This window comes from Streptomyces spiramenti (genome assembly GCF_012034385.1).
Classification (GTDB): domain Bacteria; phylum Actinomycetota; class Actinomycetes; order Streptomycetales; family Streptomycetaceae; genus Streptomyces; species Streptomyces spiramenti.
Window position 1 is genome coordinate 1 of sequence record NZ_JAAVJB010000126.1, and the last position, 14,691, is coordinate 14,691.

Annotated in this window: 12 protein-coding genes; 8 read left to right on the plus strand and 4 right to left on the minus strand. The window is 72.5% G+C overall.

Translation table 11 applies throughout. From position 1 onward, the window contains the following. Window positions 1-570 precede the first annotated feature (570 nt). The gene (locus tag HCJ92_RS15290) at window positions 571-3,933 is read left to right on the plus strand and encodes a tetratricopeptide repeat protein (RefSeq protein WP_245240896.1); all 3,363 of its coding nucleotides are present in this window, start codon (window positions 571-573) and stop codon (window positions 3,931-3,933) included. A gap of 151 nt (window positions 3,934-4,084) precedes the next feature. On the opposite strand, the gene HCJ92_RS15295 is transcribed toward HCJ92_RS15290, so the two are convergent. Then, window positions 4,085-4,264 carry a hypothetical protein gene (locus HCJ92_RS15295; RefSeq protein WP_167934148.1) on the minus strand — a complete coding sequence of 60 codons (180 nt, stop codon included), beginning with the start codon at window positions 4,262-4,264 and terminating at the stop codon, window positions 4,085-4,087. 1 nt (window position 4,265) lies between these two features. Further along, the gene (gene mca, locus HCJ92_RS15300) at window positions 4,266-5,141 is read right to left on the minus strand and encodes a mycothiol conjugate amidase Mca (RefSeq protein WP_167934149.1); all 876 of its coding nucleotides are present in this window, start codon (window positions 5,139-5,141) and stop codon (window positions 4,266-4,268) included. Between the two features lie 169 nt (window positions 5,142-5,310). Here mca and HCJ92_RS15305 point away from each other — a divergent pair, with 169 nt between their 5' ends. The 5 genes from HCJ92_RS15305 (at window position 5,311) to HCJ92_RS15325 (ending at window position 8,443) form a co-directional block, all read left to right on the plus strand. After that, complete coding sequence (locus HCJ92_RS15305; protein ID WP_167934150.1) at window positions 5,311-5,802, plus strand: DUF4307 domain-containing protein; 492 nt, start codon at window positions 5,311-5,313, stop codon at window positions 5,800-5,802. A gap of 363 nt (window positions 5,803-6,165) precedes the next feature. Then, on the plus strand, window positions 6,166-6,666 hold the full coding sequence (gene greA / locus HCJ92_RS15310; protein WP_167934151.1) for a transcription elongation factor GreA: 501 nt from the start codon (window positions 6,166-6,168) through the stop codon (window positions 6,664-6,666). A gap of 404 nt (window positions 6,667-7,070) precedes the next feature. Next, window positions 7,071-7,217 (plus strand): hypothetical protein, encoded by a 147-nt coding sequence (locus HCJ92_RS15315; RefSeq protein WP_167934152.1) that lies wholly within the window; start codon window positions 7,071-7,073, stop codon window positions 7,215-7,217. Between the two features lie 363 nt (window positions 7,218-7,580). Then, window positions 7,581-8,225 (plus strand): hypothetical protein, encoded by a 645-nt coding sequence (locus HCJ92_RS15320; RefSeq protein ID WP_167934153.1) that lies wholly within the window; start codon window positions 7,581-7,583, stop codon window positions 8,223-8,225. Next, window positions 8,168-8,443 carry a nucleotide-binding domain-containing protein gene (locus tag HCJ92_RS15325; RefSeq protein WP_167934154.1) on the plus strand — a complete coding sequence of 92 codons (276 nt, stop codon included), beginning with the start codon at window positions 8,168-8,170 and terminating at the stop codon, window positions 8,441-8,443. Before HCJ92_RS15320 ends, HCJ92_RS15325 begins: the two co-directional genes overlap by 58 nt. A 228-nt stretch (window positions 8,444-8,671) precedes the next feature. Here the strand turns inward: HCJ92_RS15325 and HCJ92_RS15330 are convergent, their stop codons facing one another. Next, window positions 8,672-9,238, minus strand: a complete 567-nt coding sequence (locus HCJ92_RS15330; RefSeq protein ID WP_167934155.1) for a Uma2 family endonuclease — start codon at window positions 9,236-9,238, stop codon at window positions 8,672-8,674. Window positions 9,239-9,472: 234 nt separating this feature from the next. On the opposite strand from HCJ92_RS15330, the gene HCJ92_RS15335 reads away from it, so the two are divergent. Further along, window positions 9,473-11,581 carry a thioredoxin domain-containing protein gene (locus tag HCJ92_RS15335; RefSeq protein WP_167934156.1) on the plus strand — a complete coding sequence of 703 codons (2,109 nt, stop codon included), beginning with the start codon at window positions 9,473-9,475 and terminating at the stop codon, window positions 11,579-11,581. 148 nt (window positions 11,582-11,729) lie between these two features. On the opposite strand, the gene trhA is transcribed toward HCJ92_RS15335, so the two are convergent. Further along, the gene (trhA, locus tag HCJ92_RS15340; RefSeq protein WP_167934157.1) at window positions 11,730-12,479 is read right to left on the minus strand and encodes a PAQR family membrane homeostasis protein TrhA; all 750 of its coding nucleotides are present in this window, start codon (window positions 12,477-12,479) and stop codon (window positions 11,730-11,732) included. Between the two features lie 305 nt (window positions 12,480-12,784). On the opposite strand from trhA, the gene HCJ92_RS15345 reads away from it, so the two are divergent. Continuing rightward, window positions 12,785-14,632, plus strand: a complete 1,848-nt coding sequence (locus HCJ92_RS15345) for a phosphoenolpyruvate carboxykinase (GTP) (RefSeq protein ID WP_167934158.1) — start codon at window positions 12,785-12,787, stop codon at window positions 14,630-14,632. The last annotated feature ends 59 nt before the right edge of the window (window positions 14,633-14,691 follow it).

A 14,691-nucleotide genomic window follows, 5' to 3' on the forward strand; every position in this document is an offset into this window, starting at 1 on the left:
GGCCCGGGCGTCTATCCGCGCGCCGCCGGGCGCGCGCGTGCCGTGCGGCACGGCGCGGCGGCAGCGGCATACGGCGGCGGGGGAGGGGGCTCGGCCAATCTTTGGCGTGTACGCGGCATTCTGCTTCCGACGCATGCGCACACCCGCCGACGCGCCGTACGCTCGGCGACCCACGGGGAAGGGTGAGGCGGCGGACCCCCGCTCCGGCCCGACCGCACCACCACCGCCCCGACCGAGCCGATCTCACGACGGGCACCCGGGCCACGACGCCCCGCGGCTCCGTCGGTGCCGACATCGGTGCCGCTCGGGGCGCGACGCGCCGGTCGCACCCCGGAGGCGGTGCCCCGCCGTCGCGTGTCGCGGTGCGTGCGCGCACGGGGACAAAGAATGCCCAAAGCCCGTCCATCCGCCGCGTCAACGGCCCCCGGACGGGTAACGCCAACGCAGAGGCGGAGCCACCCGGACACCACCGGGCGGCGCCCCGCCCGGGGCCGGGGCGCCGGCCCACCCCGGAAGGACGTCCAGGCCCGGCCCCGGCGGTCGGCGGCACGAGCGGTGGGAGGCAGGCGGATGGCAGTGCTCTCCGAGTTGAAGGACCGTCACCGGAGGGACGTCGAGCAACTGCTCGCGCGCTCCGTGGAGGCCGAGGTACGACGCTCCCAGGGCGGCGCCGACAGCGCCGCCCTGCTGCAACGGGCGCAGGGCGCCCTCGACCAACTCGTCCACCCCGCCGCCGAGGAGTGGACCCGCTACCGTCAGGCCGAACACGACAACGCCCCCCGCCGCCTGGGCGAACGGTTCGACGCCGCCGCCGTCGGCGGACTCGTCACCACCACCCTCGCCGCAACCCTGGCCGCACTGCTGACCGTCGCCCTGACCGACACCGCGAGCGACGCCGGTCTGGTCGCCGCCGTGGTCGCCGCGGCAGCCGTCACCGGCTTCTTCCTCCAGGCCCTGGTCGCCCACGTCTGGACCGCCGAGTCGAATGCCGGCAGCCGCAACCAGCCGGGCGGCGTCGAACAGCTCCGCCTCGCCTGGCTCACCGCCGTCGAGGTCCGCGGAATCCGCCCCTGGCTCGAACAGCAGCGCGCACTCTCCACCCGCAGCCGCAGCGGCGGCTCCACGGCCCAACTCCCCGCCCAACGCACCGCCGGCCGCCGCGCCAACCGCGGCGACGCCGCCCGGACCCGTGCCGTGCTCGGCCGCTCCTTCGACCAACTCCCGGACCGGGGCAAGCCCTTCATCGGCCGCCGCGACCAGCTCGCCGACATCACCCAGTGGGTCAACCGCGACCGCGCCCGCACCGACACCCGGCCCACCGTCGTCGTCCTCCACGGCCCACCCGGCTCCGGGCGCACGATGCTCGCCCGCTGGGCCGCGCACGAGCTGCGCTCGCTCTTCCGCGGCGCCTGCCTCGCCGACCTCCGTGGCCACAGCGTCGACGAGATCTCCACCCGCGACGCCCTGCTCCACCTCATGAGCCGCCTCGGCGCCCCCCAGGACCAGCTGCTCTTCCGCGAGGGCAACGTCCGAGGCACCGACGGCGAGGCGCAGCTCGGCCGCCTCGTCGAACGCTACCGCCGCCACCTCACCGGACTCCCCGTCGTGATCATCCTCGACGACGCCACCGACGCCGCGCAGGTCAGGACGCTCGTCCCCGAGCGCTCCAGCTCCCTCGTCCTGGTCACCACCACCGAGCCCCTCGACCTCAGCGACGCCCCCGCCTCCGTCCACCACCTCGCCGTCGGCCCCCTCGACACCCCGGCCGCCGTGGAGCTGCTGCGCACCACCCTGCGCGAGACCACCACCGACGCGCCCCTGCCGCCCGACGAGGACCCCTCCTGGACCCGCCTCGCCGAGGTCTGCGCACACCGCCCGCTGCTGCTGCGCATGGCGGGACCGGGGCTCGCCACCCGCACCCCCGCCGAACTCGCCGCCGCGCTCGACACCGCCCTGCCCGGGGCCGGCCCGACCCCGCCGGGCCCGCCCGGGGCCGAGCCTGCCGACCCCCAGGACGCCGACCCCGGCGACGGCCTTCTGGGCGACACCGCCGGCAGCGAGGCCGAACGGGTGCTCCACGCCCGCTACGCCGAGCAGAGCGAGGACGTCCGGCGCCTGCTGCGCCGCCTCGCCCTCGCCGGCCGCGCCAGCCTCGGCCCCCGCGCCGCCGCTGCCCTGCTGGACCGCCCTCAGAAGGAGGCCGCCCGCCACCTCGGCGACCTCGCCGAGGCCGGCCTCATCCGCACCGTGCGCGGCGACCGGTTCCGCCTCCACGACCTCGTGCGCCGCTTCGCCCGTGCCCGGCTCGCCGAGGAGGAGACCGGACCCGAGCGCGCAGCCGCACAGGAACGCCTCATCCGCAGCTACGCCGAGCTCGCCGACACCGTGATCCGGCTCGTCGACGGCAACACCTCCACCCGCGCCGACCTGCTCCCCGCCGCCGCCGGCGGCCACGGGTTCAGCTCCGTCAGCGCCGCGCTCCGCTGGCTCGACGACGAGAGCGACTTCATCACCGCCACCCTCCGCCACGCGGACGAGGGAGTGGACCCCCGGGCCGTCCAGCACCTGCTCGGGGCACTCGCCGACTACTGCCTCCTGCGCGGCGACCTCTACCGACTGGGCGAACTCAACGAACTCGCCCAGTCCGTCGACCAGGGGCTGCTCACCCGCTCCGTCACCTGGCGGACCGGCGTCGCCGAACGGCAGCTCGGCGAACTCGACAAGGCGCACTCCACCCTCTCCCGCGTCGTCAACCTCTACCAGGAGGCCCGCAACCAGGCCGGTGCCGCCCGTGCCCTCCGCGACCTGGGAATCACGCTCCAGCACCAGGGGCACCTCGCCGAGGCCCTCGCCAAACTGACCCAGGCACTCGACCTCCAGCCCCGCGACACCCTCCCCGGCGACCGTGCCTGGACCCTCCACGCGCTCGCCGCCGTGGAACGCGAACGCGGCCGGCTGTCCACCGCGGCGGAACTCCTCGCGGAGTCCCTGGAACTCCACCGGTCCAGCGGCTCCGTCCACGGGGAGGCATGGGCCCGGCTCCACCTCGGCCAGACCGCGATGCGACGCGGCGCGGTGGCGGAGGCCGAGACCGAGCTCCGCACCTCGCAGGAGCTCTACGAGCGCTCCCGTGACGTCCGCGGCCAGGCGTGGGTCCTCACCCAGCTCGGGACCGTCCGCGTCATCGCCGGGGACAGCGCCGCAGGCGAGGACCAGCTGCGCTCCGCGCTCGCCCAGCACCGCGAGAACGGCGACACCCGCGGCGAGGCATGGACCCTCTTCCACCTGGGCCAGGCCCAGGAGGACGCCGGGAACCTCAACACCGCCATGCGCACCCTGGAACGCGCCCGCACGATGTTCAACCAGATGCCCGACCGCTACGGCGTGGCCTGCGCCCGGCACCACGAGGCCCGCGTCACCCGCGACCAGAAGGCCGAACGCACCGGGTCGCTCCACAACAGCGGCTTCGCGCGGCAACTGCTCGCCGCAGCCCGCCGCGACTACGAACGCGCCGGCGTCCTCCACGGCCAGGGCTGGACCGGCCTCGAACTCGCCGTCATCGACGCGGGCAACGGGCGCCCCGACCGCGCGCTGGAACTGGCCGACGAATCGCTGAAGGTCTTCACCGCCGGCTACGGGGAGAACCGCCCCGACGTGCGGGGCGCGGAATGGGCGCGCTTCCTGCGCGCCACCCTGCTGCCGCTGGCGTCACCCGGAGGCGTGGAGGCCGGTGAGGCCGCGGCCCGCGAGGAGGTCGAGGCGCTGCTCCGCGAGGAGGACGGGCCCTGGCGGGACACCGAGCTCACCCGCGCGGTGCACAGCTACTCGCTGATGCTCGGCCGGGGCCAGGGGCTCGACGACCGGGTCTGGTCCGCCTGGCGGCTCGGGATGGTGCCGCGCCGGGCCGCCTCGGACGTGCTCGGGGTCGGCTGAGCGAGCGGCGCCCGTCGGGGCGCCCGGGGGACGGGCGGGCCACGGTGGGGGCAGCGGGACGCCGCCCCCACCGGACGCGCCGATGCCCCCGCCCCGGTCACCGGCCCTCAGGGCGCGGACACCGACGACGGGGGGCGTGCGCCGCCACCGCTCAGGAGGCCGAGGGGGTGTCCCCCGACTCCTTGATGTCGATCCGGTTGAGCTGCTTGGTCATCGACCGGAGCAGCATCCACACGGCCAGACCGAGCGCGGCGAAGACCACGAAGCCGAGAGCACCCGGCGTCACCGTGAACTCGTCCAGCTCCCGGGCGAGGGGGATCAGGTCAGTCATGTCAGCCATTGTCGCGGACACCGGCGAACAGGTCCGACTCGGGGAGGGTGGTCTCCACCACGCTCTTGGCGAGTTCGTACTCCTCGGTCGGCCACACCTCCCGCTGCACCGACAGCGGCACCCGGAACCACCCCCCGTCCGGGTCGATCTGGGTGGCGTGCGCCAGCAGCGCCCGGTCGCGGGTCTCGAAGTGCTCCCCGCACGGCACGAAGGTCGTCAGCTCACGGTCCTTGCGGCTGATCTCCTCCCACCGCTCCAGCCACTCCGCGTACGGCGACTCCATGCCGCGCGCCAGCAGCGCCTCGTGCAGCGCGACCGTCCGCGGCCGGTTGAAGCCCTGGTTGTAGTAGAGCTTCGACGGCTGCCAGGGCTCGCCCGCATCCGGGAACCGGTCCTTGTCGCCCGCCGCCTCGAAGGCCACCATCGAGATCCGGTGCGTCATGATGTGGTCGGGGTGCGGGTAGCCGCCGTTCTCGTCGTAGGTGGTGATCACCTGCGGGCGGAACGAACGGATCAGCCGCACCAGCGGCTCCGCCGCCTCCTCGACGTCCAGCAGCGCGAAGCAGCCCTCGGGCAGCGGCGGCAGCGGGTCGCCCTCCGGCAGGCCGGAGTCCACGAACCCCAGCCACTCCTGCCGCACACCGAGGATCTCCCGGGCGCGGTCCATCTCGCGGGCGCGCACCTCGTGGATGTTCTTCTCGATCTCCGGGTCGCCCTGGAGCTTGGGGTTGAGCACCGAGCCGCGCTCGCCGCCCGTGCAGGTGACGACGAGCACATCGGCGCCCTCGGCCACGTACTTGGCCATGGTGGCCGCGCCCTTGCTCGACTCGTCGTCGGGGTGCGCGTGCACGGCCATGAGCCGCAGTTGTTCGGTCAAGGCACGATCCTCGTCATCTTGGTCCGCCAATCGGCTTCTATAGTGACTGATGGCGCCGACACTCCATTCCCGCCCTCCCGCCCTCCGGCCCGCGGCCGGTGGGACGCGACCGGGCGGAGCCGGGGCCGACGCCCGCCACCGCACCACCCGATCACCGAGGACCGCCGCCATGCCGACCGCAGGTGACCAGCCCGACGCCCCCCAGCAGGGGGACGCCGCAGCCTCGCCCGCCTCGGGGAAGGCCCCCGGCCAGGGCGCGACCGGCGCCGACGCGGCGACGCCCGCCGGGCGCTACGGCCCGCCGGCCGGCCGGAGCGACGACCGCGGCCTCAAGATCGTCGGGGGCGTGCTCGGTGTGCTCTTTCTCGCCTTCATCGCCTGGTCCGGCATCTCCTACATCGGCAAGCAGGACGTCACCGGGGAGCTGACCGGCTTCACCGTGGTCTCCGACACCGAGGTCGAGGTCACCCTCCAGGTACGCAAGGCCGACGGCACCCCGGCGGTCTGCACCGTCCGCTCCCAGGCGGAGGACGGCCTGGAGGTCGGCCGCGTCGACTTCCGCTTCGAGGCGGAGGGCGCCACCGTCCACCGGGCGCACACGCTGCGCACCACGGAGCTCGCCACCAGCGCCGAGCTCCTCAGCTGCTCCGCCGGCGACTGACCCGGTTCGACGGCCACGATCCGGCGGCCACGATCCGGCGCCGCCGCACCCCCGACCCGGCCGTCGCGGAGCGTGAACGGACGCGATCCGAACGCGGCCCGACTCCGGCACGGCCGCCGCCGCACGCGCCGACCCGGCACCGCGACGGCCACCGGCAGTCACCGGACGCGTCGCGGGGCTGCCGGGGAAGCGGCAGGTCAACGCGGGTGCGGGTCGCGGCTGGTTTGCCGGTGAACCCGGAGGGTAACCCTCTCGCAACTCGATGATGCTTGGTCTATCATCGATCTTTCGCCCACCCGGCACGGCAAGGAGTCGCCGGGTCGGGCCTTGTTTGTATTCGCACCAGTAACCCGAGGAGCACCTGTGACCCAGACCAGCGACAACGTGACCTGGCTGACCCAGGAGGCGTACGACAAGCTCAAGGGGGAGCTGGGACATCTCACGGGGCCCGCCCGCACCGAGATCGCCCGCAAGATCGAGGCCGCCCGCGAGGAGGGCGACCTCAAGGAGAACGCCGGCTACCACGCCGCCAAGGAGGAGCAGGGCAAGCAGGAGGCCCGCGTGCGCCAGCTGGAGGAGCTGCTGCGCACCGCGCAGGTCGGCGCCGCCCCCGCCGACGACGGCGTCGTCGAGCCCGGCATGGTCGTCACGGTCGCCTTCGACGGCGACGAGGACGACACCCTCGTCTTCCTCATGGCCTCCCGCGAGTACGCCTCCGGCGACATCGACACCTACTCCCCGCAGTCGCCGCTCGGGAAGGCGGTCAACGGCAAGAAGGCCGGCGAGGACGCCCAGTACGAGATGCCCAACGGCAGCGTCGCGAAGGTGAAGATCATCGACGCCAAGCCGTACGTCGCAGGCTGACGCAGACCCCCACCCGGCCTGCGGGCCGGGAAACCGGCCCGCAGCCCGGCGACGGGCCGGACAACGGGCCAGGCCTGTGCCCCCGCTGCCGCTCCGGCCCACCAGCACCGCACGACCTGCCACCAGGCCCCGGCGGTGCGCGCTCCGCGCCGGCTGCCGAGCTCCGAATGAGGCAGCCCCGACCGTCTGAGTCGCGCGGCCCCCGTCCCCCTCCCGAGACGCGGTCGGCGCATAAGTGCAGTTCGGCCAAGTGAGGCGGGCTCGTCAGTGCTCCACCGGTCGCGGCAGACGCTGTGAGAGCCTGGGCCGGCTCAACCGGTTGGCTGATGTGACCTCGCCGTATCTCCTCCAGCACTTGCAGAAGCCATGAGTGCCTACCAGACGTGGCGCCATGCGGCGATCTCATGGGTGCCGAACGTGATGACCTTGATGTCCAGATCGGCGCGTTGGCGCAGGAGCGGTTGGCCATCGCGCCTGATCGGTACGTGGAGACGTGGAGGAGCGGCACGGCGATCCTGGAACCGGGCGACCGCGCCAACCCCACCGTGTGACGGGCCGACATGAGATGACCTGCCCGCCCGTCAACCCGGTCTCTTTGCTGGGCCCGGAGTGGTGGGCGGAGAACCGTGATCGCGGGTTCATCGGGATCAGCCGCGCAAGCCTCTTCGTGCCGGGGGAGGCCCCACTCCGGATGTGCTGGCCTTGCTGGGAGTGGCCAGTGCGTTGTTGCTTCCCGGTGCGCCAATCCCTGATGTGATCGGGACCCCGGTGGCGGCCTGCTCGACCCGCCAGTAGAAGGCGACTGCCACGTCGACATTGTCCCCCACCTCATCCTGCCTGGCGGTCGGCAAGTAATCGTCAACTCGGAGGTAGAGGAGTTCGAGGAGACCAACCCCGAGGGTGACACCGCGTGGATGAAGGAGAAGGACTCGCTGACTGGCGGCAACCTGCGCAAGGTGATTCGCATGGTGAAGTATCTGCGGGACTCCAAGGACACCTTTCGTATCCCCTCGGTGATCCTGACCGCCTTGCTCGGCGAACGGGTCCAGGTGTACGACACGAGCAACCGCTACAGCGGGGTGACCACCACTCTGGTCCACCTTATCGAGGACCTCGTCGCGTGGCTGTCCCTCAACCCGCTAATGCCCGTGGTCGCCGACCCGAGCTGCCCGCAGACCAGCTTCAACCACCGCTGGGATCAGGACCGGTACGCCAACTTCGCCAAGCACATTCAGTCGGATGCGACCCGGATGCGTACGGCCCTGGACGAGCAGGACAAGGACAAGAGCGTCAAGCTCTGGCAGGAACTCTTCGGCGACGGGTTCAGGACGCCGGCCACGACGGCAGCGGCCTCCCTTGCCAAGGCCGGGCAGCCGGCCTCGGCGGAAGGGGCCACCCGGGCACCGTCGGAGAGGTTCATCGAGGAGATGGGCGTGCGGTGGGCGGGTGGACGCTGGGCCCGGATCGAAGCCCGTGTCGCGAACCCATCGGCACCGGATCCGTGGACCTGCGCCGTACCGGCTTCGCCCTCGTCGGCCGGGACATCTACTTCACGGTGAGCACCGACGCCTCGCAGCCGTACGACATCTGGTGGAAGGTCCGCAACTACGGACCGGACGCCGAGAGCGCCGACGGACTGCGTGGTCAGATCACGCCAGGGCGCGGACCACGGATCTATGAGCGCACCAAGTATCGGGGGCGGCATGACGTGGAGGTATGGATCCTCAAGGACGGCAGGGTCGTCGCCAGCGATCACCACGACGTAGTGATCCGCTGACGACGCCTTCAGGGGGACGGGCATGAAGCGGGGGGCGACTCACCACACGGCTCATCCCCGGCGAGAACGCACGGGTCGGCACCTGGTTGAAGCTGTCCAGCTTGCCTCCGGACCGCCTACGACGGGTCCGGGTCGAACGGGGGCCGATGCCCAGAGGCCCCCGACGGCGGACATGTCTCAGCCCACAGGGCGTCGGAGGCGCCGAGGGCGCGGGCGATTCCTCGTTGCTCACAGGGCCCCAAGGTCGACCGTGACAGGGAATGGCGCGGTGACCTTCACAGTGCCGGTGAACACCTCGGTGTCCCGGTAGGCCCTGGTGGCGGGGTCGAGGACGTAGGTGTAGACGATCGGGACGCCGGTGGCGGCCTGCTCGACCCGCCAGTAGAAGGGGATGCCAGCCTTGGCGTACTGGTCGACCTTCACGATCCGGTCGGTGGTCTCCGAGCCGGGTGACACGACTTCGACGACCAGGAGTACGTGCTCGGGGCGGGTGGGCGTGAGGTCGATGGTTTCCGCCCGGTACACGGTGACGTCCGGTCGGCGGTTGGTGAGCGGAACGTCCTGCAGGCGGACATCGAAGTCCGTGTCGGCGTTCCAGTCCGGGCCCGCGGCGGCGTCCAGGGCATTGGCCAGGAGGCGGGCCAGCCGGTTGTGCCGCTTGGAGGCGCTCGGGCTCACGACGACCATCCCGTCCACGATCTCGATGCCGGCGCACTGCTCCTCGGACCAGGAGTCGTACTGTTCCGCGCTGATCTGCGTGTGCATCCACGCGGGCGCCACCATCTCGGCGGTCATGGAGTACCTCCTTCGAGGATGCGGTGCTGCTCGACTCAGCGTACTGCCCGCTTTCAGCCGGGCACCGGCTTTGGGTCGGAGCAGACCCTCCAACCGTCCGGAAGGGGGAGCTGAGGCACAAGAGGGGCGATCCGCATTCGCCACGTGATGGCGCATGAGAGCAAACCGGCCAAGTAGGGCGGGGGCTTGCGGGCCGAACCGGCAGGGCCGTGCCGGCGTGAGAGCCTGGGCCGCATGAACCGGTTGGCTGGTGTGACCTCTCCTTATCTGCTTCAGCACGCGGACAACCCGGTCGACTGGTGGCCGTGGTGCGACGAGGCGTTCGAGGAGGCGAGACGGCGCGACGTCCCCGTGCTGCTGTCCGTCGGCTACTCCGCCTGCCACTGGTGCCACGTCATGGCGCACGAGTCCTTCGAGGACCCGGAGGTCGCCGCCTACCTCAACGAGCGCTTCGTCGCCGTCAAGGTGGACCGCGAGGAGCGACCCGACGTGGACTCCGTCTACATGGACGCCGTGCAGGCCGCCACCGGTCAGGGCGGGTGGCCGATGACGGTGTTCATGACCGCCGAGGGCGAGCCCTTCTACTTCGGCACCTACTTCCCGCCCTCGCCGCGCCAGGGACTGCCCTCCTTCCGCCAGGTGCTGGAGGGCGTGACCTCGGCGTGGACCGAGCGGCGCGACGAGGTCGGCCGGGTCGCCGCCGGGATCACCGGGCAGCTGCACGGTCGGGCCGTGGACTACGACGCCCCGCACCCGCCGGAAGCGGCACTGCTGTCCGTCGCCCTGCTCGGGCTGACCCGCGAGTTCGACGAGCGGAACGGCGGCTTCGGGAGCGCCCCGAAGTTCCCGCCGCCGATGGTGCTGGAGTTCCTGCTGCGACACCACGCCCGCACCGGGTCCGAGGGCGCGTTGGAGATGGTCGCCCGCACCTGTGAGGCCATGGCCCGCGGTGGCATCCACGACCAGCTGGCGGGCGGCTTCGCTCGCTACGCGGTCGACCGGGAGTGGGTCGTTCCGCACTTCGAGAAGATGCTGTACGACAACGCATTGCTCTGTCGGGTCTACACGCGCTGGTGGAAGGCGTCCGGCTCGCCGCTCGCCCGCCGGGTCGCTCTCTCCACCGCGGAGTTCATGGTTCGGGAACTCCTCACCGAGGAGGGCGGGTTCGCCTCGGCGCTCGACGCCGACAGCGCCACCGGTCCGGAGGCCGACGCGCCGCACCGTGAGGGCGTCTTCTACGTCTGGACGCCGGAGCAGCTGGTCGAGGCGCTGGGCCCGCAGGACGCCGCCCTGGCCGCGGAGCGGTTCCGGGTGACGGAGGCGGGCACCTTCGAGGGCGGCGCCTCGGTGCTGCAGCTCCCCGGCGAGGACGTTCCGGAAGCCGTCCGCGCGCGACTGCTGGACGTCCGCGCGTCACGGCCGCGGCCCGGCCGGGACGACAAGGTGATCGCGGCGTGGAACGGCCTGGCGATCGCGGCCCTGGCCGAGACCGGCGCCTGCCTGGAGCGGCCGGACCTGGTGGAGGCCGCCGCGGGCGCCGCCGACCTGCTGCTCTCCCGGCACCTCTCCGAATCCGGTCGGCTCGCCCGCACCTCCCGGGGCGGGGTCGTCGGCTCCGGAACCGGCGTCCTGGAGGACTACGCGGACGTCGCCGAGGGGCTGCACGCGCTCTACGCGGTGACCGGTGAGAGCTCGTGGCTGGAGATCGCGGGCACCCTGCTGGAGGTGGTTCTCACCCGCTTCCGCGACGACAACGGGGCGCTGTACGACACGGCCGACGATGCCGAGCGGCTGATCAGGCGTCCGCAGGACCCCACGGACGGCGCCACCCCCTCGGGGTGGACGGCGGCGGCGGGTGCCTTGCTGACACACGCCGCGTACACCGGAAGCGATCGGCACCGCAGCGCGGCCGAACGTGCGTTGGGGATCGTCGCCGCGCTCGGGGAGAAGGCGCCGAGGTTCGTCGGCTGGGGCCTGGCGGTGGCGGAGGCGGCGCTCGACGGCCCCCGTGAGGTCGCGGTCGTGGGCCCGTCGGACGACCCGCGTACGGTCGCGCTGCTCGCCACCGCGCTGCGCGCCACCGCGCCGGGGGCGGTCGTCGCCCACGGTCCGGGCGACACGGCGGACGCGGGCGACAGGACGGACGCGGCGGGTACGGGCGCCGACGTGCCGGCGGGCGTGAGGTGGCCACGAGCCGGGGGCGTGCCCCTGCTGACCGGTCGCACGACCACTGCGGGCGCTCCCACCGCCTACGTCTGCCGCCACTTCGTCTGCGGGCTGCCGGTCACCGACCCGGCCGCGCTGGCCGCTCAGCTGAGCGGTGACGAGCCGGGGGGCGAGTAGCGAGGTCCCGGACGTTCCGGGGCACGCCGCGCGGCGTGCCCCGGAACGAAGCCCACCGGTGCGGCGGCGGCCGTGCACCGGCCGGAGCCTGCCGTGCGGCGGGCCGGACCAGTGAGCACGCCCCCGTGCTGCCGTCCGCTCGGTCCGGTCAGGCGTGCTGGTACGCGACCAGGAAGATCCCGGCGTAGTGCACCGCGAACGCGGCCAGCGTCAGGGAGTGGAAGACCTCGTGGAACCCGAAGAACCGGGGGGAGGGGTTGGGGCGCTTGATGCCGTACACGACGCCCCCGGCGCTGTAGAGCAGCCCGCCGACGATGACGAGGACGAGGACGGCGATGCCGCCGGTCCGCAGGAAGTCCGGCAGGAAGAAGACGGCCGCCCAGCCCATCGCGATGTAGCACGGCGTGTAGAGCCAGCGGGGCGCACCGACCCAGAAGACGCGGAAGGCGATCCCCGCCGCCGCGGCGGCCCAGATCCCCCACAGCAGCACCTGCTGACGGCCGTCGTCGAGCAGCAGGATCGTCAGCGGCGTGTACGTGCCCGCGATGATCAGGAAGATGTTGGCGTGATCCATGCGGCGGAGCACCGCCTCGCCGCGAGGTCCCCAGTCGCCCCGGTGGTACAGGGCGCTCACGCCGAACAGCAGGCAGGCGGTGAGCGCGTAGATCGCGCAGGCCAGACGGGCCTGGGGACTGCCCGCCATCGCGGTGAGCAGCAGCCCGGCTGCGATCACCGCCGGGAACATGCCCGCGTGCAGCCAGCCCCGGAGCAGGGGTTTCAGGGTGTCGGCACCGGCCGTCACCCCCGCCACCGGCGTCACCGCGAGCGCCGCGGGGTCGGTGGCCTGCGAGTCGTCGGGGACCGGCGCGGGCGCCGGAGCCGCAGGGAGCGTCGTCATGTACCGATGCTACCTACGCTTCCGTAGGTTATCGATCGGGTGGTCCTCCCCGTCGGCCGGTGGTGCTTGCCGCACCCGTTCGGCCCCTGTGCGGGCCATCCGTGCGAGTGGTGCTGCTCACCTGAGCGCGCACTGGACACAGACGAGAGGAGTTGGCACTATCAGATGAGCTTGGTCGGTACCGGATGAGCGCGATCGGCGTCCGGGTCGCCCACCGACGAGTCGGACGTCCGTTCCGTCCGATGCTCACCCCGGGCAGATGTGCGCTGCCCGGTCAGCACCCCCGAAACCCTCTGGAGCAAACCGTGGCGCCCACCTCAACGGCTCCCACCACCGCAGCCCCCACGCAGCACCGCGAGCTCGCCGCCTGGGTCGACGAGATCGCCGCGCTCACCCAGCCCGACCGCGTCGTCTGGTGCGACGGCTCGGAGGCCGAGTACGAGCGGCTGTGCGAGGAACTGGTGGGACGGGGGACCTTCACACGGCTCGACCCCGTCAAGCGCCCCAACTCCTACTACGCCGCCTCCGACCCGACGGACGTCGCCCGCGTCGAGACGCGGACCTTCATCTGCTCCGCCGAGGAGAAGGACGCCGGCCCCACCAACCACTGGAAGGCCCCCGCCGAGATGCGGGAGATCTTCACCGGTACGGGCACCGGACCGGAGGGCGCCGGCGGCATCTTCCGCGGCGCGATGCGCGGACGCACCATGTACGTGGTGCCGTTCTGCATGGGCCCCCTCGGCTCCCCGCTCTCCGCGCTCGGTGTGGAGATCACCGACTCCGCGTACGTCGCCGTCTCCATGCGCACCATGACCCGCATGGGCCGCGAGGTGCTCGACCAGCTCGGCACCGACGGCGCGTTCGTCAAGGCCGTCCACACCCTCGGGGCGCCGCTCGCGCCCGGCGAGGCGGACGTGCCGTGGCCCTGCAACGCGACCAAGTACATCTCCCACTTCCCCGAGGACCGCGAGATCTGGTCCTACGGCTCGGGTTACGGCGGCAACGCCCTCCTCGGGAAGAAGTGCTACGCGCTGCGGATCGCCTCCGTCATGGCCCGCGACGAGGGCTGGCTCGCCGAGCACATGCTCATCCTCAAGCTGACGCCGCCGACCGGCGACCCCCGGTACGTCGCCGCCGCCTTCCCCTCCGCCTGCGGCAAGACCAACCTCGCCATGCTGGAGCCCACGATCCCCGGCTGGACGGTCGAGACCATCGGCGACGACATCGCCTGGATGCGGTTCGGTGACGACGGGCAGCTGTACGCCATCAACCCCGAGGCAGGCTTCTTCGGCGTCGCGCCCGGCACCGGCGACGACACCAACGCCAACGCGATGAGGACGCTCTGGGGCAACACCGTCTTCACCAACGTCGCCCTCACCGACGACGGGGACGTCTGGTGGGAGGGGATGACCGAGGAGGCGCCGGCCCACCTGACCGACTGGAAGGGCAACAGCTGGACCCCGGACTCCGAGGCCCCCGCGGCGCACCCCAACGCCCGGTTCGCCGTCCCCGCCTCGCAGTGCCCGACGATCGCCCCCGAGTGGGAGGACCCCAAGGGCGTCCCGATCTCCGCGATCCTCTTCGGTGGGCGCCGCGCCTCCGCCGTCCCGCTGGTCACCGAGTCCCGCAGCTGGCAGCACGGCGTCTTCCTCGGCGCCAACGTCGCCTCGGAGAAGACCGCCGCCGCCGAGGGCAAGGTCGGCGAACTGCGCCGCGACCCCTTCGCGATGCTCCCGTTCTGCGGCTACAACATGGGCGACTACATGGCGCACTGGATCAAGGTCGGGCAGCACGCCGACCCGGAGAAGCTTCCGAAGATCTACTACGTCAACTGGTTCCGCAAGGACGACGCGGGCCGCTTCGTCTGGCCGGGATTCGGCGAGAACAGCCGCGTGCTGAAGTGGATCGTCGGTCGGCTCAACGGGGAGGCCGAGGGTGTCACCACCCCCATCGGCACCGTGCCGACCCCGGACTCCCTGGACACCGACGGTCTGGACCTGTCCGCCGCCGACCTGGCCTTCCTGCTCGACGTCGACACGGAGGTGTGGCGGGAGGAGGCGTCCCTCGTCCCCGACCACCTCAACACCTTCGGGGCCCACACCCCCAAGGAACTGTGGGACGAGTACCACGCCCTGGTCGACCGCCTCGGCTGACGCCCAGACCCCGACCCCGACCCCGGCGCCCGCGGGCGCCGGGGTCGGGGTCGGGGTCT

Bases quoted from the DNA above. Each gene is read 5' to 3' on its own strand.
- HCJ92_RS15305 (WP_167934150.1), top strand. From the start codon at position 5,311: ATGCCGACCGCAGGTGACCAGCCCGACGCCCCCCAGCAGGGGGACGCC.
- HCJ92_RS15295 (WP_167934148.1), bottom strand. From the start codon at position 4,264: ATGACTGACCTGATCCCCCTCGCCCGGGAGCTGGACGAGTTCACGGTG.
- HCJ92_RS15330 (WP_167934155.1), bottom strand. From the start codon at position 9,238: ATGACCGCCGAGATGGTGGCGCCCGCGTGGATGCACACGCAGATCAGC.
- trhA (WP_167934157.1), bottom strand. From the start codon at position 12,479: ATGACGACGCTCCCTGCGGCTCCGGCGCCCGCGCCGGTCCCCGACGAC.
- HCJ92_RS15320 (WP_167934153.1), top strand. From the start codon at position 7,581: ATGAAGGAGAAGGACTCGCTGACTGGCGGCAACCTGCGCAAGGTGATT.
- HCJ92_RS15315 (WP_167934152.1), top strand. From the start codon at position 7,071: ATGGGTGCCGAACGTGATGACCTTGATGTCCAGATCGGCGCGTTGGCG.
- HCJ92_RS15290 (WP_245240896.1), top strand. From the start codon at position 571: ATGGCAGTGCTCTCCGAGTTGAAGGACCGTCACCGGAGGGACGTCGAG.
- HCJ92_RS15335 (WP_167934156.1), top strand. From the start codon at position 9,473: ATGAACCGGTTGGCTGGTGTGACCTCTCCTTATCTGCTTCAGCACGCG.